Below are 20,058 nucleotides of genomic sequence, written 5' to 3' on the forward strand. Positions count from 1 at the left end.
ACAGTATAAAAAGGATTGCAGTAGATTAACTACTGCAATCCTTTTTTGATCTTTAGGCTTTTACTGAACTATTTGGTACAGGAGAATACTCTAAAGTCCAAAATCCCTTCGTACTTTGCTGTCATATATACGTGCTTCTCAGATACACTATAGAGCTGGGGCTCGATATATTCTGAGTATTGGAATTCAGGAGGAGAAATGTTTTGAAAGATAGAAGGGTTGACTGGGTGGATTTTTCTATTTTTAAAGCCGGTTCTCTCAAATAAAGTGATCCAATCTGCTTCTGTCAGAAGGGACTCAAATCCATAAAATTGCATGATTTCTTCGGCATGAGGTGATCCTAATCGTTTATTAAGCGTGAGTTCATTTGCAAGAAATCGGCCGTTATTCTTTAGCAAGCGATAAATTTCTTTAAGAGATTTAGGCTTATTGACAAAAGCAAGAACAGATTCAGAAATGATAAAATCAAATGTACCGTCTGGTAACGGGAAATCTTCGATTGAACCTTGAACAATTTCCACTGGCAAGTTAGATTCTTTCATTCTATTTTTAGCTTTTTCGATCATAATCGGGTTAATATCCACCCCCATTACTTTAGCTCCATATTGACGGGCCAGATAGGCAGCCGTTTGACCCGTACCGCATCCTACGTCTAAAACATAAGATGTTTTATCTATTTTTTCCGCCTTAATAATTTCTTTTGTTAAGTTAATACCGCCGGGATGCGCGCCGCCAATACCAAATTTAGATAAAAAGTCTAAGTATATTGACTTTTTAATGAGAACCACCTTCTTTATTTATTCATATGTATCGTATGAAAATAAAATAAGAAGGTTACTTTTATGCTCATATCCATTTTGAGTACCCATCCTTAAATTTGCTCAAGAAACGGAATAACGTGTAATATTTGTTCCCATTTGATGGTACTGTCATAAGCTATAGTAGCTTATGAAAAAGGTGGTGCGTTCAATGAGTGCAAGAGGATGTGGATATGGAGCAGGCTTTGCCTTGCTTGTTGTGCTGTTTATCCTATTAATCATCATAGGAGCTTCTTATCTTGGCTGTGGAGGCTATGGTGCCGGATACGGTGCAGGGTTCTATTGATAAGTGTAAGGTAGCTTACGAAAGTAAGGGAACAGACGCCTAGTCTGTTCCTTTATTTTTTTATGTCGGTTTGATCCAGTTTTGATTTATTTTGTGCAATCCAATGCAAAGGCTATTTGTTTTATTTTAATGATATCGGTATTCCCAATAAAATTTTACTACAAAGCTGCGCAAGCCGTTTAAGGTAGTAAAACGAACTCATTTAACTTAATGCACAGCGGAGGGGTGAAAATTATTTTACACTAGTTAAATAATTTTCACCCTATTTTGTTGTTTAGTATGTCTATTGCTGTATTTTTAATTATTCATTAAATATTCACAATTGGCACAATAATTGCAAAACAGAAAAGATAGAAATCTATGCGAGAAGGGAGAATGGGGGTTTTGAGAAATGAAATCGTTTTCGCAACGGGGAGATTTTTAGATGAACCCTGGGTAGAAAGTTGTTGATGCAATAGGCTCTATATACTGCTTATCCTTGAATTAAACGATCTGCGATGAACCGTTCTGTTGAAGCATTAAGTATAGTGATACGTTTGTTCATTGCGTGAGTTATTTAAGCCGGTTAGTTACTAGGTGGAAAAGTCATTCCTTCTATGATCACCATGCCGAATGGCCTTTTGTATTAAACACAAAAAGAAAGTTGTGATGAAAAAAATTTAAAGAAAAGGGATGAACACTATGGAAAATAAAACCTATAACTTACAACGTGGGCTGAAAAGCCGGCATCTCACAATGATTTCCATCGGTGGAACGATTGGAACAGGATTGTTCCTTGCTTCTGGAAATGTAGTGTCGAAGGCTGGTGCTCTCGGCGGTCCTATAGCATATTTAGCTATTGGAATTTTAGTATATGTTTTAATGAAGGGTCTTGGCGAAATGTCAACTTTTATGCCAATTCCCGGTGGTTATACGACTTATTCGGGGTTGTTTGTTCATCCAGTTCTCGGCTTTATGGTAGGTTGGAACTTGTGTATTAACGGATTCCTCGGACTTGGGGCTGAGATCGTTGGGGGCGGGATGATTTTAAACCAATTCTTTCCTGGCATTCCTCCCGTTGCATTCTGTATTGGGCTTTCCTTATTAATTCTAATGTTGAATATGATCGACGTAAAATCATACGGAGAAGCTGAATTCTGGTTTGCTGGTATCAAGGTTGTCGCTATTATTATTTTCTTAATTGTCGGTGTCCTTATGGTTTTTGGATTGATTGGAAATCAAGGATTTATCGGGTTGTCAAACTGGAACGGCGATTCGATGTTCCCGCATGGATTTGCGGCTGTTATATTAATGATGACCGGGGTCATTTGGTCTTATCTTGGAGTTGAAACAGTGGTCGTTGCAGCGGGGGAAGCGGAAAAACCGCAGCATAATGTGCCTCGGGCCATTAACACTATTTTCCTCCGGATATTAATTTTTTATGTGGGTTCTGTGACTGTAATGGGATTGGTCGTTCCTTATGAGAATGTCAGCGTTTTAAGTAACGGCTACGCAGGTCTGTTTGAAATGGCTGGTATTCCAGGGGCAGCTACTATTATGAATATTGTCATTCTAACCTCTTTGGCTTCGGCGGCAAATTCAATCGTATATGCACTGAGCAGAACGCTAGTGGCATTGTCAAAAGAGGGAAAAGCACCAAAAGCATTGTCCAGAGTAAATAAGCGCGGTATTCCGGTAAATGCGGTTATTCTTACTTTGTTTCTCGGCCAAGTCTCTTTGATCACCAGCTTTGTTTCGCCGGATAAAGTGTTCGTTTGGCTGATTTCGATTGCAGGTTTCAATACATTGCTTGGCTGGTTCGGAAGCTTCCTTGCACACTATAGATTTAGAAAATGGCTAGTGGCGAACGGCGGATCTGTAGATAAGTTGAAATTTAAAATGGGCACTTATCCAATTCCAACTATTATTTGTTTGGCTGCTTTAATTGCTATTGCTATTTATACAGCTTACAGCGCCGACACTAGATTTTCATTTTATATCGGAGCGCCTATGTTAGTGCTATACTTTATCATTGGCACTTACTTGAGTAAGAAAGGAAAACTGCAGGAACCAGATTACAAGCCGTATTTAGAAGCGCACATTGATGAAACGGAAATAAAATAAAGAATCATGAATGTTTAAAAGGACCTCTGCTAAATCCCTGGTGATCGACTTAGAGAGCCAGGGGTTTGTATGGAAGAGAAAATGAGAAGGAGTCAGAATAACAATGGAAAAGAGAAATCTGGGATTAGTAAAACAACTGCGTCACGAATTGCACCAGCACCCTGAACTTTCGAATCAAGAGGTCTGGACAAAGCAGCATTTAATCAATTTTCTGAAAGAGCATACGAACTTAGAAATTGTCGATAATGGTTTGTGGTTCTATGCCATTTATCGCGCAGGCAAAGGCAAAAAGAATATTGCATTTCGTGCGGATTTTGATGCTCTTCCTATGGAGGAAAGAATCGATATCCCGCATGCTTCCCAGTTCCCTGGTGTTTCCCACAAATGCGGGCATGATGGCCACTCTGCTACACTTGCTGGATTTGCCTTGGAAATCGACCAAAAGGGAGCTGATAAAAATGTCTTTTTCCTTTTTCAGCACGCAGAAGAGACGGGAGATGGCGCTGCCCAGTGTGCCTCTTTCATTGAAGAAAATAACATTGAAGAGATCTTTGCTTATCACAATATGAGTGGCATGCCTCTTAAATCTGTCAATATTATGGATGGTACCGTTCAGTGTGCTTCCAAGGGGATGACGATCCATATGGAGGGTTCCCCGGCTCATGCGAGTCAACCGGAAGACGGGGTTAACCCGGCTTTTGCGATTGCAAAAGTCATTGACGCTATCCCGGAGTTTATTTCTCCGGAGAATAATAAAGGTATCGTGCTGTGCACAGTCGTTCAGGTAGATATCGGTGAAAGAGCTTTTGGAATATCGGCAAGCAAAGGGGACTTATTGTTGACGATCCGTGCTCTATATGAAGAGGAAATGAATAAGCTTCAGAAGCATCTTGAAGAGTTTGCCCAAGCCCAAGCAGGAAAGTACGGCTTAAAAGTAAGCTTCTCTTATAACGATGCCTTTCCGGAAACGACGAATTACAAAGAAAGCTCAGATAAAATCCGTCAGGTCGGTAAGACAAAAGGACTGCATGTTATCGAAATGAAGAAGGCTTTGCGTCCTTCCGAAGACTTTGGCCATTATTTGAAGCTGTCAAAAGGGGCAATGTGCTACATCGGAAACGGTGAAAATTATCCGCAAGTGCATACATATGAGTATGACTTCCGAGACGACATTATCGAAACGGCAGTAGAAGTGTTTAAAGGTCTCGTTGATTTATAAAAAACACTCAAAAAATTATAGGAGATATCTTTATATTTCTATAAATGGTCATGAAAAAGAGCCCCGCAAAGGGCTCTTTTTCACATGGATAAAGGACGTTGTAAATATTTTCTTCTTAAACGACGCTATTTTTGACGGATGAACTATCATTGCCATCAGGATCAAATATAGCAGCGGTTGGAATGCCAACTGGAGACAGATCGCCATTTTGTTCCCCAAAAGCTTGGTTTCGCTTATAGCTCACAAATTGGTCGATAAACTGAACAGAACCCATATTGGCCACGGCTCCATTATCCATCGTATTAATTTTAAATCCAAGAACATTAATGACCATCGGAGTGATAAAAGCCATATAAACACCTCCTTCTGTTGAAATAAAATCAGTCTTTACAAAAGATGCCACTAGAAGAAGCTTGATTTGGCTGATGGGCTGTCAATAGCATCCATATCCCACACGGCAGATTGAGATAGCACTGTAGGAGACAGGTCCCCGTTCTGTTCTCCAATTCCTTGGTTCCGCTTGTAAGAAACAAACAGGTCTATATGTTGACTTGAGCCAAGATTGAGAACTGTTCCGTGATCAATGGCGTTAACTTTTATTCCTAACACATTGATGACAACAGGCGCAAACATTTTATGGTATCACTCCTAACGGGTTAGGCAAATTAGCGGTTTCAAAAGAAGCATTGGAATCCACTTGATCCCGGTCATCAACGCCGCTTCTCGTACCAAGAAAATTACTGCCGTCTCCCATGTTTTGTCCTAAGCCCATGTTTTTCTTGTCTGAATTATGCCATTCCGCCAATAAATTTTGGCCAACATTGATAGCTGAGGCGTTCTCAAATGAATTCACTTTAATAATATTGATATTGATATTGATATAAGGAACCGGGCCAGTCATGTTAAACCTCCTAAGCATTTTAAATGGACTGGTGATTTGATTTTTCCCTGCATGAATCTACTGTATCATGATCTATTGTCCATGTTTTTGAAAACATTCTCAGGGTTCCATCTGCCATCTGTTGTCCGAACCCCTGGTTTTTCTTAGCGCAGACATTTCTATTTCTTTTAACAGTAGAACTAAAAGATATGGAACTTAGATGATCGCTATTATTCACTTTAACATGATTGATATTTACCTTGGCCGGTAAAAAGAACATAGCTTCTTCTCCTTTCTTTTCGTTCTCTAAGTATTTAAAGGTATGCACTTCAAACGAAGATTATGTTATCTGCCTGCTTCCATGGCATATACATGGTAATAGGGTTGTTCGTTATGATGAACTAAAGACAAGATATACAAAAAACTCCATATAAATGATTATGATACGTCACAAGGGGGATCCCTCATGGACATGGATAAAATATTGCAATGGATGGATATAGCGAAAAAGTATCAAACTACAAATTTTTGGGACGAAATATTTGAGAATTCCTCCTTTAATGAATTTATGAAAAACCATTCAGGGGTTGCACAGGACGGTGAATCTCCTCTTAAAACGGAGCAAGGGAAAAAGTTTCCGCCAACAGATATTTACATGACAGATGAAGCGATTCTATTAGTATCAAATTTGGCCGGGTATCCGAAAGAAAACATCCAAGTGTCTGTATCAGGCATAAAGCTATTAATTAGAGGAAGCGATAGTCAGATAAATAAAGGAGAATTGGTACAGCAAGAGATGTATCAAGGAGATTTTCAACGAATCATTCAGCTTCCAGAGCCTGCCTATCCTAATCAGATTCGCGCGAGGTTTCATAATGGCCTTCTTTTTATCTCGTATAATCGACAATTTAGAAGCGAGGAACAAGTCCCAATTGAGTAACACAGCCTGTTTAGCGTTTACGGCTTTTCATTAGTCCCTTTCCTAAGGAATAAATAAATAAGTGTGGGGATCTGCTATGGCTATGAAAAGAATTTTTAATCAAAAAGGTCAGAAAAAGAAAGACGATAAGAGTGAGCTTGAAAAACAAATTTTACGAATAAATGCGCTTGAAGTTCATGTAAAACAGTTATTAAAGTTTGAAAATCAAGCTCGAACCTCCATGTTTGGGATAAATAGAGAAGAAACAGTGCGGGGAGCGAATGAACACGATCAAAAACTGATAGAGCTGAATGAGAGAACCAATAAGTCTGAACAAACCATTCGGCAAATTATACAATTTATAAATCATAATCAAACTGCCTCCGTGGAAGAAGGGAGAGTGAGAGAGGAGCGGCTGCTTAGCTTAGTAGAGGAGCGGCTGACTGCTCATATTAATAAGGAAGAAAGAATGCAGGAAACGATTCAGAAGTGTGAATCGTATGATCAAAAACTTGAGGAGTTGGATGAGCGGCTTAATCAATTCGAACGAACCGTTCGGGAAGTCATCCTATTTATTCATAACCGTTATGACAAGGCTGCATCTGTGGAGGAAAGATGGCTTGATGTAGAGGAGAAGTTTGAGAAGAAATTAGCTGCTCATACAGCGAAAGAAGACATGCTTCAAAAGAAAATAAGCTCATTAGAAAGTCAAATCTCCAAATTAATGGAGCAGGAACAGCATTTATCTAACGACCACTTAAGATATGAGGAAAGGGATCAATCAGATAAAGAAGAGCTAATAGTAAGCGATTCATCGCCTGATAGCAGAAGTGAGCAGAGGAGAGAAGCAGAAGAGATGGATTCCATTTCCTTACCTCTTCAAATGAGAATTCTTGCTCTGGAAAAAAATTATTTATTGGTGAATGAAGTACAGGCTGGGCTGCTCAAACGAGTGGACGAGCTAATAGAAAAATGGAGTGGGGCAACGAAGGAAGAAGCAGAAAATTCACCTATACAACAAGAACCTGTTTTTAAAACTTTGTATATAGACAAGCTTTATTTAGACAAGTACGAACAAAACAACAACTTTGAACAGCTTGGAATCAAGAGCTTGAGTGGTGCTTTGAATATAGGTGCGACTTATGGAAAAGAGGCCGTGCCAAAAGAGATAACGGAACAAGTAAAAGAGGATATGGAAAAAATGAAAGTCGCAAAGGAAGAAATGGAAAAGCCGCAAACGAGCACAGAAGAACAGCCAGCTCCGCCAAATGATGGATTTTCCTCAGAATGGAGTTCTAAAGTGTTTGAGGAAGAGGCCCCTTATACGGATATTGTGATTGAGGATGACCCTTCGCTTGGAAAAGATCCTTCTTAGAGTTGAAATGACGTATTGAAGAGAGGAGAGAACATGGGTCCATGCATCGGACGAGTCTGTTAGTTGAATAGAGGAAGCTGTAAAATCGAAGAAGCGTTATATCTGTTCAATACGTCTCATTTTTTCTGTTAAACTTAGAAAGAGAAATAAGTGGCTGTCTCACAGGCAATATACAATAACTGTGAGACAGAATCATTACGCTTGAGTAAATAAAAGGCTTTATTTTATGGGAGATACTGGCTTAATTAATTGTGGCAACGAAGAAACATATGTACAATATTTAGATAAGGCTTTTTAAGATCCTTTCCCTAATGTCAGGTGCGTTAAAAAGCCGAAATGAAATGTTTATCATGCATAACTAGATAAGGTGCATTTTTGCAAAGCATACATAAAGGCGGGATACACTTGAAAAAGTATCAGCAAATCTTCCTCAAAAAAATGGATACAACTTTTCAAATTTGGAAAAGCCAGCCGTTTGTCACGGAAAAAGAACTGTACCGATTTCTTCATTCGTTAAAAGGGACAGCTGGTTCTATTGGTCTTGAGGAATTAGCGGATATAGCAGCTGTTAAACTAAAGCAGCTAGATGAAGATAGAGAAAAGCAATGGAGTGCCGATGAATGGAAATTTTTTATGGCGGAATTAATAGGAAATCACAATGTGATAGAACAAGAGGAGCTTATTGAAACAGAAAGCGAAAAAAAGCCCGGCAGTGAAATCGTCCTTTTGATAGAAAGTGATATTGAGAGATTGACAGTTTTAAGGAAAGAAATGGAGAAAAAAGGCTGGGGCGTGCTGGCTGCGATGACTGCTGATAAAGGGCTATCCATCTTTTTAGCGAAGCACCCTGATCTTTTAGTCATCGATCTTGACCTTCCAAAAAACAGCGGAATGGAGCTGCTCGAAAGAATTAAAGAGACTGCCGGGAATCGTCTTACTCCGATTATCGCTATAAGTAGAGCGAAGGAGAAAGAAATGCGCATGAAAGCGTATGAAGCGGGAGTACTTGATTATATTGAAATGCCAACAGATCTAGATGAAATTCTTATGAGGATCCAAAATAAAATGAATTATCGAGATTTAATGAGGGAAGTTGTATTAATAGATGAACTGACAGGGGCATTTAATCGTAAGTTCTTTAATGTTGAAGTGAAGAGACAGCTGCAATTATTAAAGGAATCAAGTGTATCTTTCTCTTTGGCCATAATGGATTTGGATCACTTTAAAAAGATCAACGATACGTATGGCCATACTGCAGGTGATGAGGTACTAAAAGAATTTAGCTTCATCGTTAGAAATCGCATTCATCAAGATGATTTTTTTATTCGCTTTGGCGGAGAGGAATTTGTCTTACTTATGCCGGAATGCTCAGGAGAACAGGCAAAGAACATTATTCAATCGATTATCAATGAATTTAAGCAGCAAGAATTTGTATTTGAAGATCAAACTGTTTCTTGCAGCTTTTCTGCAGGGGTAGTGGAAGCAAATTATTCTGAAGAACGCCCAGGAGAGCTTTTGAAAAAAGCAGATCTGGCTCTTTATTCCTCTAAGATCAATGGCCGCGGTAAAGTTACTTATTATCAGGACATGAATCCTTCTGCGGAGAAAGAAAAATGGCTGCGTATCGGCATTATTGATGATGACGCGGTGATGCGCCAAATTTTAGAAGACCAGCTGCGCCGGATGTCGTTTGGAAACTACCGGACAGAGGTCCGTTCGTTTAGAGAAGGAGAAGCTTTTTTCAAGGACGATTGGTACAAGCAGGGCGGCAAGTATATTATTTTACTCGATGGTGTTATGCCGCGCATGGATGGAATAGAAGTGTTACAGCGATTGCGAAATGAATTTCGCGAAGAGGATTTTGTTATCATTATGCTAACAGGAAGAAAAAGCGAGAAAGATGTTGTAAAGGGACTTGAGTTAGGGGCAGACGACTATTTAACGAAACCTTTTAGCATTAAGGAATTAGAGGCTCGAGTGCGCCGGCTGGCTATGAGGATAGACCATTAATCTATTTTGACTGGTGAACGGGGGAGCGTATGATTACAGGATTTCGTAAAAGTATTCGGAAGCAATTTTTATTTATTATGCTTGCTATGCTTTTTCTTTTAATGATGGGAGCGGCTGCTGCTTATTTGATTGGGGAGCAGTTAACGGAAGATTACAAAGAAAAAAGAAAAGCAATGAATGAGAAAGTGCAAGCAGTCCGTTTTGTTGAGAGCAGCTTTAAAAACACTGTATTCTCCATGAGAGGCTATATTGCTTTTGAAAATGAGAGAGAGCTACAGCAAGCTTATGATAGTGCAAGGGATCTGCAACGAGCTATTCGTGAGTTTGAACCGCTTGCTTCTTCTTCCAGGGAGAAAAAATTATTTGCTGAGTTGGCGGACTTTCGCCGTCTATATATGAACCGTGTTGTTCCTAAGGCCACCGCATTTGTAAAAGACGGAGATCATGAGAGTATCCATCAATTGTGGGCTTCAGGGGTAACGGATAGCGTTAACTTCCTTATTAAAGAAATTGAATCTGAGAGAGCTGGTTTAAATGAATCAATCGATTTACAGTACCAGCAGTTTTTAGAACAAACAAAGAAACTTAATATTTTTACAGCCATTTACGTTGTTTTTGTATTAGTCGTAACGAGCGGAGCAGTTTGGGTGCTCTTCAGAAGAATAGGACGCCCGCTTCAAGAATTAACGACTGCCGCTGAGAAGCTGGCTGCCGGTCATGAAGTACAGATTCGTCAGTTAAAGAGGAGAGATGAGCTCGGTGTGCTGTCCACTGCTTTTGTCCACATGGCTAAGACTATACAGGAAAGAGAGCATGAACTAACAGCCCATAATGAGGAGCTTGTTATGCAGCAGGAGGAGCTGGAAAGAATGCTGGCAGAGACAGAAAGGATGAAAAACCAGCTATTAGAATTAGACCGGCTGAAATCTGAGCTTGTGAGCACGGTCAGTCATGAGCTGCGTACTCCTCTTGCTAGCATTCTCGGCTTCACCGAGTTAATGGTGAAGCGTTCATTAGGGGAAGAAAAACAAAAAAAATACTTAACTACTATTCACCAGGAAGCGATCCGCCTGACGAATTTAGTGAATGATTTTTTAGATTTACAGCGAATGGAATCAGGTGCTTTCATCTGCTCGTTTGAGAAGACAGATCCCAAGCTTTTAATCGAGCGGGTGATAGAAGCCGTTAGCCATACGGCTCATCACCATCACTTTCAGCTAGTCGATGAGCGCTCGCAAAAGTGGCTGAATGGTGATGAGGAAAGACTTATTCAGGTATTTACAAATTTAATCAGCAATGCCGTTAAGTTTTCTCCTAAGGGCGGTATGATCGCCGTTCACCTGGAGAATGATGCCCATAATATGATAATAAACGTCAAAGATGAGGGGCTTGGCATACCGGCTGCTGAAATCCCATATTTGTTCAAAAAGTTCCATCGTATCGATAACTCTGACCGCCGCAAGATTGGCGGTACGGGTCTGGGGCTTGCTATATGTAAAGAAATTATAGAGGCTCACGGAGGAGAGATTATGGTTTCCTCGGAGTACGGAAAAGAGAGCGTTTTTTCTATTGTCCTTCCACTTCCTGCAGAGGGGCAAGAGGCAGAGCACGAGACAGAAGCGAATTGAAATGGACGGGGAGAAATTAGATGAATATACTGATCGCCGATGATGAAGAAGTACTGCGAATGTTAATCGTTGATACACTAGAAGAAGAGGGGCATGTTCTTACAGAAGCTGTAGACGGGAAAGATGCAATTGAGCAGTTTCAGGAAGGGAAGTTTGACCTCTTGCTCGTGGATTATATGATGCCAAGAATGACAGGAATAGAAGTAATTCGCCAAGTAAGAGAGACGAGCAAGGTTAAAATTGTCATGCTCACAGCCAAAACACAGGAAAAAGATGTAGAAGAAGCAAAAGAAGCGGGAGCAGATTTTGTTTTTCCAAAACCATTTAGTCCATTTAAGCTAATTGAACTGATTGAAGAATTAGATGGAGAGCAGAAATAGGGGGAGACTGTATGTTAGAAGAAATTTACAAGCAGTTAGAAGAAAGTTTTGAAGAGACAGTCAACATCAGAAGATACTTGCATCAAAATCCGGAATTATCGTTTGAAGAAGAGGAGACGCCGAAGCTTATTGCTCGCCATTTAAGAGAATTGGGGATAGAAGTAAGAGAGGGAGTTGGCGGCCGTGGGGTAGTGGGCACTATTCGTGGTGGTCAGCCGGGAAAAACAGTGGCATTACGCGCCGATTTCGATGCGCTGCCTATTCAGGATTTAAAAGAAGTGCCATATCGTTCAACGGTTCCTGGAAAAATGCATGCATGTGGACATGACGCTCATACGGCCACTTTGCTGTCGGTCGCTAAAGTATTGCAGGAAAAGCGGGATTTACTGCGAGGAAATGTCGTGCTCATCCATCAATTTGCAGAGGAGCTTGTGCCGGGTGGGGCAAAGGAAATGATTAAAGATGGCTGTTTGGATGGGGTAGATGCGATATTTGGTACGCATTTATGGTCTACTATTCCAGTCGGCCGGGCTGCTTTCCAGCCACAGGCGATTATGGCAGCTGCTGATCACTTTGAAGTGGAGATCATTGGCCGAGGCGGGCATGGCGGGTTGCCGCATGAAACAGTTGACCCCATTGTCCTCGGCATGAACTGGGTGCAGCTTATTCAACAGATTATTAGCCGCAATGTCAATCCGTTAGATTCAGCTGTTATTTCTGTTGGTGCCTTTCATGGCGGAGATGCTTTTAACATTATTCCAGAGAAAGTGGAGATTAAGGGGACAGTGAGGACTTTCCGTACGGAGGTTCAGGAAATGATCGAGCGGAAAATGGAGTCCATTTTGCACTCATTATGTGAAGCAGCAGGGGCTTCTTATCAATATCAATATATAAAGGGGTACCCGCCTGTTATAAACCATGCTGCTGAAACGGCCTTTGTTCGTTCATGCGCCGAAGACATTCTCGGTACTGATCATTGCTATATAACAGAGCCGTTAATGGTGGGGGAAGACTTTTCTTATTATTTACAGCACGTTCCTGGCACGTTCTTTCTAACAGGTGCTGGCAATCCCGAGAAGAATGCGGTGTATCCTCACCATCACCCGATGTTTGATATTGATGAGCGAGCAATGCTTCATGCTGGGAAAATTCTTGCTTCTGCTGCATGGAGGTTCTTAAACGACGGAAGTTGAACATCTTTTCAAGTAGACGTATTTTCTGTATAGTAGTTACGGGAAAAATTTTAAAGAAAAAGGAAGAGTTCGATGATTATCAAAACGGAAGAAGAACTGGAGTCATTCAAAAAGATTGGAAAAATTGTTGCAGAAATTCGCGATGAAATGCGCCGTGCAACAAAGCCAGGCATTACAACAAAAGAGTTAGACGAGCTGGGTGGCAAACTTTTCGAGGAGAAAGGCGCTGTATCCGGACCGAAAAGTGAATATGATTTTCCAGGTTATACATGCATCAGTGTAAATGACGAAGTGGCTCATGGTATTCCAGGCAGCCGTGTTATTAAAGAAGGGGACTTAGTCAATATCGATGTCTCGGGTTCATATGATGGCTACTTTGCGGATACAGGTATTTCATTTGTTGTCGGAGAAGGCGATCCTATGCTTTTCAAGCTATGCGAAACGGCGGAAAAAGCGTTTGAGCGTGGTTTGGTGAAAGCAAAAGCGGGAGCAAAACAAAACCAAATCGGAAAAGCAGTCATGAACGAAGCAAAGCGCCATGGTTTTACAGTTATTAAAAATTTAACTGGTCACGGCATTGGACGCGCTCTTCATGAAGCACCTGACCACATCTTAAATTATTTTGATCCATGGGATAATGATCTATTAAAAGAAGGAATGATTATTGCATTCGAGCCTTTTATTTCTGCAAAAGCAGACATGATCGTAGAAGGCGGCGACGGCTGGACATTTAAAACACCAGATGGCAGCCTTGTTGCTCAAATCGAACATACCATTGTGATTACGAAAGATGAGCCCATTATCTTAACAAAATAACATAAGGAGCCAAATGCGAAGAGCATTTGGCTCTTTTCGACCAAAACAAATCGAAATGATTACTATTTACAAAGCGTAATGATTACGATATAATGCTTTTGGATATATATTTTGCGTTTTTGAGGAGGAATTATTTTGCCCCGCTTTTTAAATGTTTTATTTGCCTTTACAGCTATTTTTCTTCTTTCTGCTTGTGGACAAGAAAAAGCAAATAAACAGGATCATCAAACAGAAAAAGATGGATTAAAAGTATATACAACGATCTATCCGCTAACCTTTTTTACAGAAGAAATCGGTAAAGAATATGTGGATGTAAAAAGTGTTCTGCCTGCCGGAGTAGATGAACATACATATGAACCGACAGCTAAGACAATCGTTGATATTGCTGACGGTGATTTATTTATGTACAACGGATTAGGGCTTGAACCGTTCGGCGAAAAGGTAAAAAAATCCTTGAAGGATGAACATACACAGGTTGTCGAAGTAGGAAAACATATTGACTTGCATCGATATAAAGAAACAGGAGAAGAGGCTGATCATGACTCCCACGATGAAGAGCATGAAGGGCACTCGCATGGGGGCGTAGATCCACATATATGGATTGATCCCGTGTTAGCTATGGATATGGCGGAAGTGGTCAAGGAGAAATTATCAAAGCTTGACCCTGATCATCAGGAAGAATTTGAAAAAAATTATGAAGAGTTGAAGGGAAAATTAATGAAATTAGACGGGGACTTCCGTAAAATGGCTAACCAAGCAGCTGATAAAGAGTTCCTTGTATCACATGCTGCTTTTGGCTATTGGGAAAAAGAATACGGACTTAAGCAAATTAGCGTTGCTGGCTTGTCACCTACAAACGAACCTTCACAAAAGCAATTAAAAAATATGATCGACATAGCAAAGAAACATCAAATTGAATATGTTATTTTCGAACAAAATGTTACGCCAAAAGTGGCGAAGGTAGTACAGAAAGAGTTAAAAGCGAAAACTCTTCATATCCATAATCTTTCGGTACTGACTGAGAAAGATGAGGCAAAAGGAGAAAATTATTTTACCCTCATGGAGCGAAACATTCAAACGTTGAAGAAAGCAGTTAAAAAATGAAAATAAAAAGGCGGTTTTACAGTTGAAGCTGTAAAACCGCCTTTTTATTTACTAGGAAAAGTAAGGATACGCAAAATCGGGTATTTTTCTATTGAGATGGAGTGAAGAAGGTCAATAATTTTTCCGCTTATCCATTGACAGGCTAATGCGTAAAAAATGGTTTTCACATCTACGATGAAGCCGGCTAGAAGAAGAATTGTTGAATTAATATAGAAAAGCGTTCTTCCCGGTTTGACTCCTCTCCACTTAGAAATAATTAAAGCAAGAATGTCCATTCCACCAGATGAAGCGCCAAGCCGAAATAGAATGCCGAGGCCGATTCCGAATATACTGGCTCCTATGGCTAAGTCAAAAGCTGGATAGCTAAGGGGCTCCGTTATAAATGGAGAAAAAACATGAATCGTAACAGCCGTCACGGTTACACAAAACATTGTCCCGGCGGCATTGCTTTTTCCTAACTGCTTAAAAGCTATTACAATCATAACCGCATTTAACATCCATAACGTTGCTGAGTAAGGCGTTTGGAATAAAAAGTTTAAAATAATGCTAAGTCCTGCTGCTCCGCCAGAGGAAATTTGATGCGGGAATAAAAAAAACGTCATGGCGATCCCTTGCACAAAAGCTCCAAACGCTAGAGCAGCGATTCGTAATGCTATGCTCACAACCGATCCTCTTCTCTATCTTTGTCTATATTTACCTTAACATATTTATCAATTGGAAGTAAGTCTCATTTAAAAGGATCTAGGAGGAGGTGAGTAAAAACCTTCTCTTTTTTTGGCATACTTTTCCTCAATGAAGGAAAGATATAAAAAAGCATCATATTGAAGGAGGAATAGAATTGAATGAAATGAATCATGAACCGTTATGGAGAGCGGATACGAAATTGCCCTCTTTTTCTCCGCTAAAGGAGCAAGTATTTGCAGACGTCGTTATCGTGGGCGGCGGCATTACAGGTGTAGTTACGGCGTATATGCTCACAAAAGAAGGAAAGAAAGTTATCATTTTAGAAGCAGACGAACTGTTAAACGGAACGACTGGCCACACTACGGCGAAAGTAACAGCTCAGCATAATTTAATTTACGATCAGTTAATTCAATCCGTAGGAGAAGATGGGGCAAGACTGTACTACGAGGCAAATGCTGAAGCAGCCCACTGGATCAAAAAAACAATAGAGCAGGAAGGGATTGAGTGTGACTGGAAGGAAGAAACAGCCTATGTCTATACAAATGATGATGCAAAAGAACAAAATCTTCAGAAAGAAGCAGAGAGCTATCAAAAACTAGGAATAGACGGGTCGCTTGTTGATTCGATGCCTTGGAAAACTCCTTTCAAACAAGCACTTCAAATGAATGGCCAGGCTCGATTTCATCCATTAAAATTTTTAAAGCCACTTGTTGAATTCATTGTGATGAATGGTGGAGCGATCTATGAGCATTCGCCGGCTGAAGATATAGAGAAGGGAGAAAAGCCAGCTGTTGTATTAAAATCGGGCGTGAAAGCCGTAGGAAGCAGTATCGTGATTGCTACTCATTTTCCTTTTTATGATAACGGTTTTTACTTTGCCAAATTGTATCCGACACGTTCTTATATTATTGCTATTAAGCCAAAGAAAGAATTCCCAGGAGGTATGTATATTACAGCCGAGCAGCCAACTCGTTCTGTAAGAAGCACAATCTATAATGGCGAAGAAGTACTTTTGATCAGCGGAGATGGCCATAAGACAGGGAAGGGACAGCCAACCGTTAACCATTATGAAAACTTAAAAGAGTTTGCAGAAAAAGAGTTTGGTATAGAAAAGTTATTATTTTTTTGGTCCACTCAAGATCTCGTTCCCATGGATAAGATTCCTTACATCGGAAAGGCTGATGAAAATGAAAATATTTATTCAGCGACCGGCTTTAAAAAATGGGGAATGACAACGAGCGTAGTGGCAGCAACACTTATGTCAGATTTAATTGTGAATAAACAAAACCGTTATAAAGATTTGTTCTCACCTAACCGTTTTAAAGCAGACCCTGGCGTTAAGCATTTCGTCAAGCAGCAAAGTAATGTGGCTGCAACATTTGTAAAAGGCAAGCTGGATTATTTCTTCAAAGATGGGGAAAAGCTGCCGGTTAATCAAGGAGTAGTCATTAATTGGGAAGGAACACGGGCTGGAGCATTTAAAGAAGAAAGTGGTATCATCCATCTTGTAGACACAACCTGTACCCATATGGGCTGCGAATGTGAATGGAACGATGCGGAACGTACTTGGGATTGTCCATGTCATGGTTCTCGTTATTCCATTTCTGGAGAAGTGGTGGAAGGACCGGCAAAGAAACCATTGAAAAATCTTGGAGAACTTGGCGATCAAACATGGCAAGAATAATTGGATAGATGACAATAATTTTGAAATCAAAGACACAAAAAGCTGACTCAGTAAGTGGTTGACATACTGCAGTCAGCTTTTTCTTGCTTCTTTTTTCACTTTATTCATCCTTTTTTGACAGGCAACGATCACATTCCATCATATAAGATTCCGCTTGCTCCTGCATATGCTCCCCGCATTCTGGGCACATTTTTGGCGGTAAAGTTCTAAAAAACTCTAAAGGGCTCATCATCATATTAATTCCTCCTTTTATAACACAGGTTTTTTTATTCATTTCTGTTGTAATACAGTATATGCACTTTCTCTTTTAATGTAAACGGTAAAATTAAATATTCTGAAAATTAGTTAGATTGTCCTAAAAACTAAAAAAATAGAGTGTTGTTTAAATACACCTTCTACATTTTCTTGATTTTTACTGGCAGAGATGATATAGTATGACTAGTTGTTTAAGTTCGTTTCAAAAGAGAGCAAGTTTGAATAAAATTGTTTTCGTCTTGAAATAGTAATAAACAGCAAGAAATGAATGAGCAAGTGAGCTCGAGGAGGATATTTACATGTTACAAGGTAAAGTTAAATGGTTTAATGCAGAAAAAGGTTTCGGATTCATCGAAGTTGAAGGACAAGACGATGTATTCGTACATTTCTCAGCTATTCAAGGCGACGGCTACAAAACTTTAGAAGAAGGCCAAAGTGTTTCTTTCGAAGTTGTTGAAGGACCACGCGGACCACAAGCTGCTAACGTAGAAAAACAATAATTAAAAACATATAACCAAAGGTAGTGTGCGAGCACACTACCTTTTTTATTTCTTTAGAGGAAGCTAACTATTGTAAAGAGCCATTCCTAATTGTAAATGATTAATTGAATAAAAACTTGAAAGTGTATTGACTTTATTGTTACCTTTGTGTTAAAATTTAAATCCACTGTCAGATAAGACGGTAGTGAAAAAGAAAGTTTAAAAAACAGTTGACTTTCATAGTGGGAAAATGATATTATAATAAAGTTGCTGTTAGAAGCAACGGAATTGATCTTTGAAAACTGAACAAAATACATGCCAGTAAGTTAATTCTTATTTTTAATTATGAGCAAGTCAAACAATCTTTTTGGAGAGTTTGATCCTGGCTCAGGACGAACGCTGGCGGCGTGCCTAATACATGCAAGTCGAGCGGACTTGACGGAGCTTGCTCTGTTCAAGTTAGCGGCGGACGGGTGAGTAACACGTGGGTAACCTGCCTGTAAGACTGGGATAACTCCGGGAAACCGGGGCTAATACCGGATATTCTTTCTTCTCCGCATGGAGAAGGATGGAAAGGCGGCTTCGGCTGTCACTTACAGATGGACCCGCGGCGCATTAGCTAGTTGGTGGGGTAATGGCCCACCAAGGCGACGATGCGTAGCCGACCTGAGAGGGTGATCGGCCACACTGGGACTGAGACACGGCCCAGACTCCTACGGGAGGCAGCAGTAGGGAATCTTCCGCAATGGACGAAAGTCTGACGGAGCAACGCCGCGTGAGTGAAGAAGGTTTTCGGATCGTAAAGCTCTGTTGTTAGGGAAGAACAAGTACGGGAGTAACTGTCCGTACCTTGACGGTACCTAACCAGAAAGCCACGGCTAACTACGTGCCAGCAGCCGCGGTAATACGTAGGTGGCAAGCGTTGTCCGGAATTATTGGGCGTAAAGCGCGCGCAGGCGGCTTCTTAAGTCTGATGTGAAAGCCCACGGCTCAACCGTGGAGGGTCATTGGAAACTGGGAGGCTTGAGTGCAGAAGAGGAGAGCGGAATTCCACGTGTAGCGGTGAAATGCGTAGAGATGTGGAGGAACACCAGTGGCGAAGGCGGCTCTCTGGTCTGTAACTGACGCTGAGGCGCGAAAGCGTGGGGAGCGAACAGGATTAGATACCCTGGTAGTCCACGCCGTAAACGATGAGTGCTAAGTGTTGGAGGGTTTCCGCCCTTCAGTGCTGCAGCTAACGCATTAAGCACTCCGCCTGGGGAGTACGGTCGCAAGACTGAAACTCAAAGGAATTGACGGGGGCCCGCACAAGCGGTGGAGCATGTGGTTTAATTCGAAGCAACGCGAAGAACCTTACCAGGTCTTGACATCCCGCTGACCGGTCTGGAGACAGATCTTTCCCTTCGGGGACAGCGGTGACAGGTGGTGCATGGTTGTCGTCAGCTCGTGTCGTGAGATGTTGGGTTAAGTCCCGCAACGAGCGCAACCCTTGATCTTAGTTGCCAGCATTCAGTTGGGCACTCTAAGGTGACTGCCGGTGACAAACCGGAGGAAGGTGGGGATGACGTCAAATCATCATGCCCCTTATGACCTGGGCTACACACGTGCTACAATGGATGGTACAAAGGGCTGCAAGACCGCAAGGTTTAGCCAATCCCATAAAACCATTCTCAGTTCGGATTGCAGGCTGCAACTCGCCTGCATGAAGCCGGAATCGCTAGTAATCGCGGATCAGCATGCCGCGGTGAATACGTTCCCGGGCCTTGTACACACCGCCCGTCACACCACGAGAGTTTGCAACACCCGAAGTCGGTGGGGTAACCCTTACGGGAGCCAGCCGCCTAAGGTGGGGCAGATGATTGGGGTGAAGTCGTAACAAGGTAGCCGTATCGGAAGGTGCGGCTGGATCACCTCCTTTCTAAGGAAATTGTGAAATGTGACAGGTTCGTCTCCACAGAGTAGCAACAGAGAACATCGTTCTCACAAACGAATTAACGGCACTGTTTTTTGTTCAGTTTTGAAGGATGAATTCCTTCTATATAGGTAAGCAAACTTGTTCTTTGAAAACTGGATAATATCGTATAAAAGTAACCAAGCAATAACCGAGTAATCGCCATTTTAGGTATTTTTCAAAGAAAGAAGAGAAGCAAGCAGTTCTAGGAAGCAACTGAGTGACTGACCGAGCGTATTTGCATACGCGAGGGAAGGAATGAAGGAAGCTGACG

19 protein-coding genes and 1 rRNA gene are annotated in these 20,058 nt (G+C 41.0%); 14 read left to right on the plus strand and 6 right to left on the minus strand.

Annotation, left to right across the window (positions count from 1 at the left end; all coding sequences use genetic code 11):
- Positions 1–68 precede the first annotated feature (68 nt).
- Complete coding sequence (locus AC623_RS07805; RefSeq protein ID WP_231603409.1) at positions 69–788, minus strand: class I SAM-dependent methyltransferase; 720 nt, start codon at positions 786–788, stop codon at positions 69–71.
- A 181-nt stretch (positions 789–969) separates the two neighbouring features.
- On the opposite strand from AC623_RS07805, the gene AC623_RS20970 reads away from it, so the two are divergent.
- The 3 genes from AC623_RS20970 to AC623_RS07815 all read left to right on the plus strand — a co-directional run bounded on the left by AC623_RS20970 (position 970) and on the right by AC623_RS07815 (position 4,426).
- The gene (locus AC623_RS20970; RefSeq protein WP_077247227.1) at positions 970–1,104 is read left to right on the plus strand and encodes a YjcZ family sporulation protein; all 135 of its coding nucleotides are present in this window, start codon (positions 970–972) and stop codon (positions 1,102–1,104) included.
- Positions 1,105–1,785: 681 nt separating this feature from the next.
- On the plus strand, positions 1,786–3,207 hold the full coding sequence (locus tag AC623_RS07810; RefSeq protein WP_049661932.1) for an amino acid permease: 1,422 nt from the start codon (positions 1,786–1,788) through the stop codon (positions 3,205–3,207).
- A gap of 103 nt (positions 3,208–3,310) precedes the next feature.
- Complete coding sequence (locus AC623_RS07815; RefSeq protein ID WP_049661933.1) at positions 3,311–4,426, plus strand: M20 metallopeptidase family protein; 1,116 nt, start codon at positions 3,311–3,313, stop codon at positions 4,424–4,426.
- A 115-nt stretch (positions 4,427–4,541) separates the two neighbouring features.
- Here AC623_RS07815 and AC623_RS07820 read toward each other — a convergent pair whose 3' ends face one another.
- The 3 genes from AC623_RS07820 to AC623_RS07830 are packed head-to-tail and all read right to left on the minus strand — an operon-like array spanning position 4,542 to position 5,327.
- Positions 4,542–4,778 (minus strand): hypothetical protein, encoded by a 237-nt coding sequence (locus tag AC623_RS07820; RefSeq protein WP_049661934.1) that lies wholly within the window; start codon positions 4,776–4,778, stop codon positions 4,542–4,544.
- 50 nt (positions 4,779–4,828) lie between these two features.
- On the minus strand, positions 4,829–5,059 hold the full coding sequence (locus AC623_RS07825) for a hypothetical protein (RefSeq protein ID WP_049661935.1): 231 nt from the start codon (positions 5,057–5,059) through the stop codon (positions 4,829–4,831).
- Position 5,060: 1 nt separating this feature from the next.
- Positions 5,061–5,327, minus strand: coding sequence for a hypothetical protein (locus AC623_RS07830; protein WP_049661936.1), 267 nt, complete (start codon positions 5,325–5,327; stop codon positions 5,061–5,063).
- Positions 5,328–5,772: 445 nt separating this feature from the next.
- Here AC623_RS07830 and AC623_RS07840 point away from each other — a divergent pair, with 445 nt between their 5' ends.
- The 8 genes from AC623_RS07840 to AC623_RS07875 all read left to right on the plus strand — a co-directional run bounded on the left by AC623_RS07840 (position 5,773) and on the right by AC623_RS07875 (position 14,731).
- Entirely contained in the window at positions 5,773–6,246 is a 474-nt protein-coding gene (locus AC623_RS07840; protein WP_049661938.1) for an Hsp20/alpha crystallin family protein, read from the plus strand.
- A 76-nt stretch (positions 6,247–6,322) separates the two neighbouring features.
- A complete protein-coding gene (locus tag AC623_RS07845; protein WP_049661939.1) occupies positions 6,323–7,600 on the plus strand; it encodes a hypothetical protein in 1,278 nt (425 codons plus the stop codon).
- A 405-nt stretch (positions 7,601–8,005) separates the two neighbouring features.
- A complete protein-coding gene (locus tag AC623_RS07850) occupies positions 8,006–9,610 on the plus strand; it encodes a diguanylate cyclase (RefSeq protein ID WP_049661940.1) in 1,605 nt (534 codons plus the stop codon).
- Between the two features lie 29 nt (positions 9,611–9,639).
- Positions 9,640–11,238 carry a sensor histidine kinase gene (locus tag AC623_RS07855; RefSeq protein WP_049661941.1) on the plus strand — a complete coding sequence of 533 codons (1,599 nt, stop codon included), beginning with the start codon at positions 9,640–9,642 and terminating at the stop codon, positions 11,236–11,238.
- A 20-nt stretch (positions 11,239–11,258) separates the two neighbouring features.
- Positions 11,259–11,618 (plus strand): response regulator, encoded by a 360-nt coding sequence (locus AC623_RS07860; RefSeq protein WP_049661942.1) that lies wholly within the window; start codon positions 11,259–11,261, stop codon positions 11,616–11,618.
- Positions 11,619–11,629: 11 nt separating this feature from the next.
- The gene (locus AC623_RS07865; RefSeq protein ID WP_049661943.1) at positions 11,630–12,811 is read left to right on the plus strand and encodes an amidohydrolase; all 1,182 of its coding nucleotides are present in this window, start codon (positions 11,630–11,632) and stop codon (positions 12,809–12,811) included.
- 72 nt (positions 12,812–12,883) lie between these two features.
- Positions 12,884–13,627, plus strand: a complete 744-nt coding sequence (gene map, locus AC623_RS07870) for a type I methionyl aminopeptidase (protein WP_049661944.1) — start codon at positions 12,884–12,886, stop codon at positions 13,625–13,627.
- Between the two features lie 135 nt (positions 13,628–13,762).
- Positions 13,763–14,731 carry a metal ABC transporter solute-binding protein, Zn/Mn family gene (locus AC623_RS07875; RefSeq protein WP_053104091.1) on the plus strand — a complete coding sequence of 323 codons (969 nt, stop codon included), beginning with the start codon at positions 13,763–13,765 and terminating at the stop codon, positions 14,729–14,731.
- A gap of 44 nt (positions 14,732–14,775) precedes the next feature.
- Here the strand turns inward: AC623_RS07875 and AC623_RS07880 are convergent, their stop codons facing one another.
- Positions 14,776–15,393, minus strand: coding sequence for a YitT family protein (locus AC623_RS07880; RefSeq protein WP_231603411.1), 618 nt, complete (start codon positions 15,391–15,393; stop codon positions 14,776–14,778).
- A 185-nt stretch (positions 15,394–15,578) separates the two neighbouring features.
- On the opposite strand from AC623_RS07880, the gene AC623_RS07885 reads away from it, so the two are divergent.
- Positions 15,579–17,099 (plus strand): FAD-dependent oxidoreductase, encoded by a 1,521-nt coding sequence (locus tag AC623_RS07885; RefSeq protein WP_049666392.1) that lies wholly within the window; start codon positions 15,579–15,581, stop codon positions 17,097–17,099.
- Between the two features lie 100 nt (positions 17,100–17,199).
- Here the strand turns inward: AC623_RS07885 and yhfH are convergent, their stop codons facing one another.
- The gene (yhfH, locus tag AC623_RS20975; protein ID WP_077247226.1) at positions 17,200–17,334 is read right to left on the minus strand and encodes a protein YhfH; all 135 of its coding nucleotides are present in this window, start codon (positions 17,332–17,334) and stop codon (positions 17,200–17,202) included.
- A gap of 319 nt (positions 17,335–17,653) precedes the next feature.
- Between yhfH and cspD the strand changes: the two genes are divergently transcribed.
- Together cspD and AC623_RS07895 are read left to right on the plus strand one after the other, a co-directional pair.
- A complete protein-coding gene (cspD, locus tag AC623_RS07890) occupies positions 17,654–17,854 on the plus strand; it encodes a cold-shock protein CspD (RefSeq protein WP_049661945.1) in 201 nt (66 codons plus the stop codon).
- 343 nt (positions 17,855–18,197) lie between these two features.
- A 16S ribosomal RNA gene (locus tag AC623_RS07895) occupies positions 18,198–19,751 on the plus strand.
- Positions 19,752–20,058 lie beyond the last annotated feature (307 nt).

Origin of the sequence: Bacillus sp. FJAT-27231 (assembly GCF_001183975.1) — a bacterium.
Classification (GTDB): Bacteria; Bacillota; Bacilli; order Bacillales; family Domibacillaceae; genus Pseudobacillus; species Pseudobacillus wudalianchiensis.

Bases quoted from the DNA above. Each gene is read 5' to 3' on its own strand.
- AC623_RS20970 (WP_077247227.1), top strand. From the start codon at position 970: ATGAGTGCAAGAGGATGTGGATATGGAGCAGGCTTTGCCTTGCTTGTT.
- AC623_RS07810 (WP_049661932.1), top strand. From the start codon at position 1,786: ATGGAAAATAAAACCTATAACTTACAACGTGGGCTGAAAAGCCGGCAT.
- AC623_RS07815 (WP_049661933.1), top strand. From the start codon at position 3,311: ATGGAAAAGAGAAATCTGGGATTAGTAAAACAACTGCGTCACGAATTG.
- AC623_RS07820 (WP_049661934.1), bottom strand. From the start codon at position 4,778: ATGGCTTTTATCACTCCGATGGTCATTAATGTTCTTGGATTTAAAATT.
- AC623_RS07825 (WP_049661935.1), bottom strand. From the start codon at position 5,059: ATGTTTGCGCCTGTTGTCATCAATGTGTTAGGAATAAAAGTTAACGCC.
- AC623_RS07830 (WP_049661936.1), bottom strand. From the start codon at position 5,327: ATGACTGGCCCGGTTCCTTATATCAATATCAATATCAATATTATTAAA.
- AC623_RS07840 (WP_049661938.1), top strand. From the start codon at position 5,773: ATGGACATGGATAAAATATTGCAATGGATGGATATAGCGAAAAAGTAT.
- AC623_RS07845 (WP_049661939.1), top strand. From the start codon at position 6,323: ATGGCTATGAAAAGAATTTTTAATCAAAAAGGTCAGAAAAAGAAAGAC.
- AC623_RS07855 (WP_049661941.1), top strand. From the start codon at position 9,640: ATGATTACAGGATTTCGTAAAAGTATTCGGAAGCAATTTTTATTTATT.
- AC623_RS07860 (WP_049661942.1), top strand. From the start codon at position 11,259: ATGAATATACTGATCGCCGATGATGAAGAAGTACTGCGAATGTTAATC.
- AC623_RS07865 (WP_049661943.1), top strand. From the start codon at position 11,630: ATGTTAGAAGAAATTTACAAGCAGTTAGAAGAAAGTTTTGAAGAGACA.
- map (WP_049661944.1), top strand. From the start codon at position 12,884: ATGATTATCAAAACGGAAGAAGAACTGGAGTCATTCAAAAAGATTGGA.
- AC623_RS07885 (WP_049666392.1), top strand. From the start codon at position 15,579: ATGAATCATGAACCGTTATGGAGAGCGGATACGAAATTGCCCTCTTTT.
- yhfH (WP_077247226.1), bottom strand. From the start codon at position 17,334: ATGATGATGAGCCCTTTAGAGTTTTTTAGAACTTTACCGCCAAAAATG.
- cspD (WP_049661945.1), top strand. From the start codon at position 17,654: ATGTTACAAGGTAAAGTTAAATGGTTTAATGCAGAAAAAGGTTTCGGA.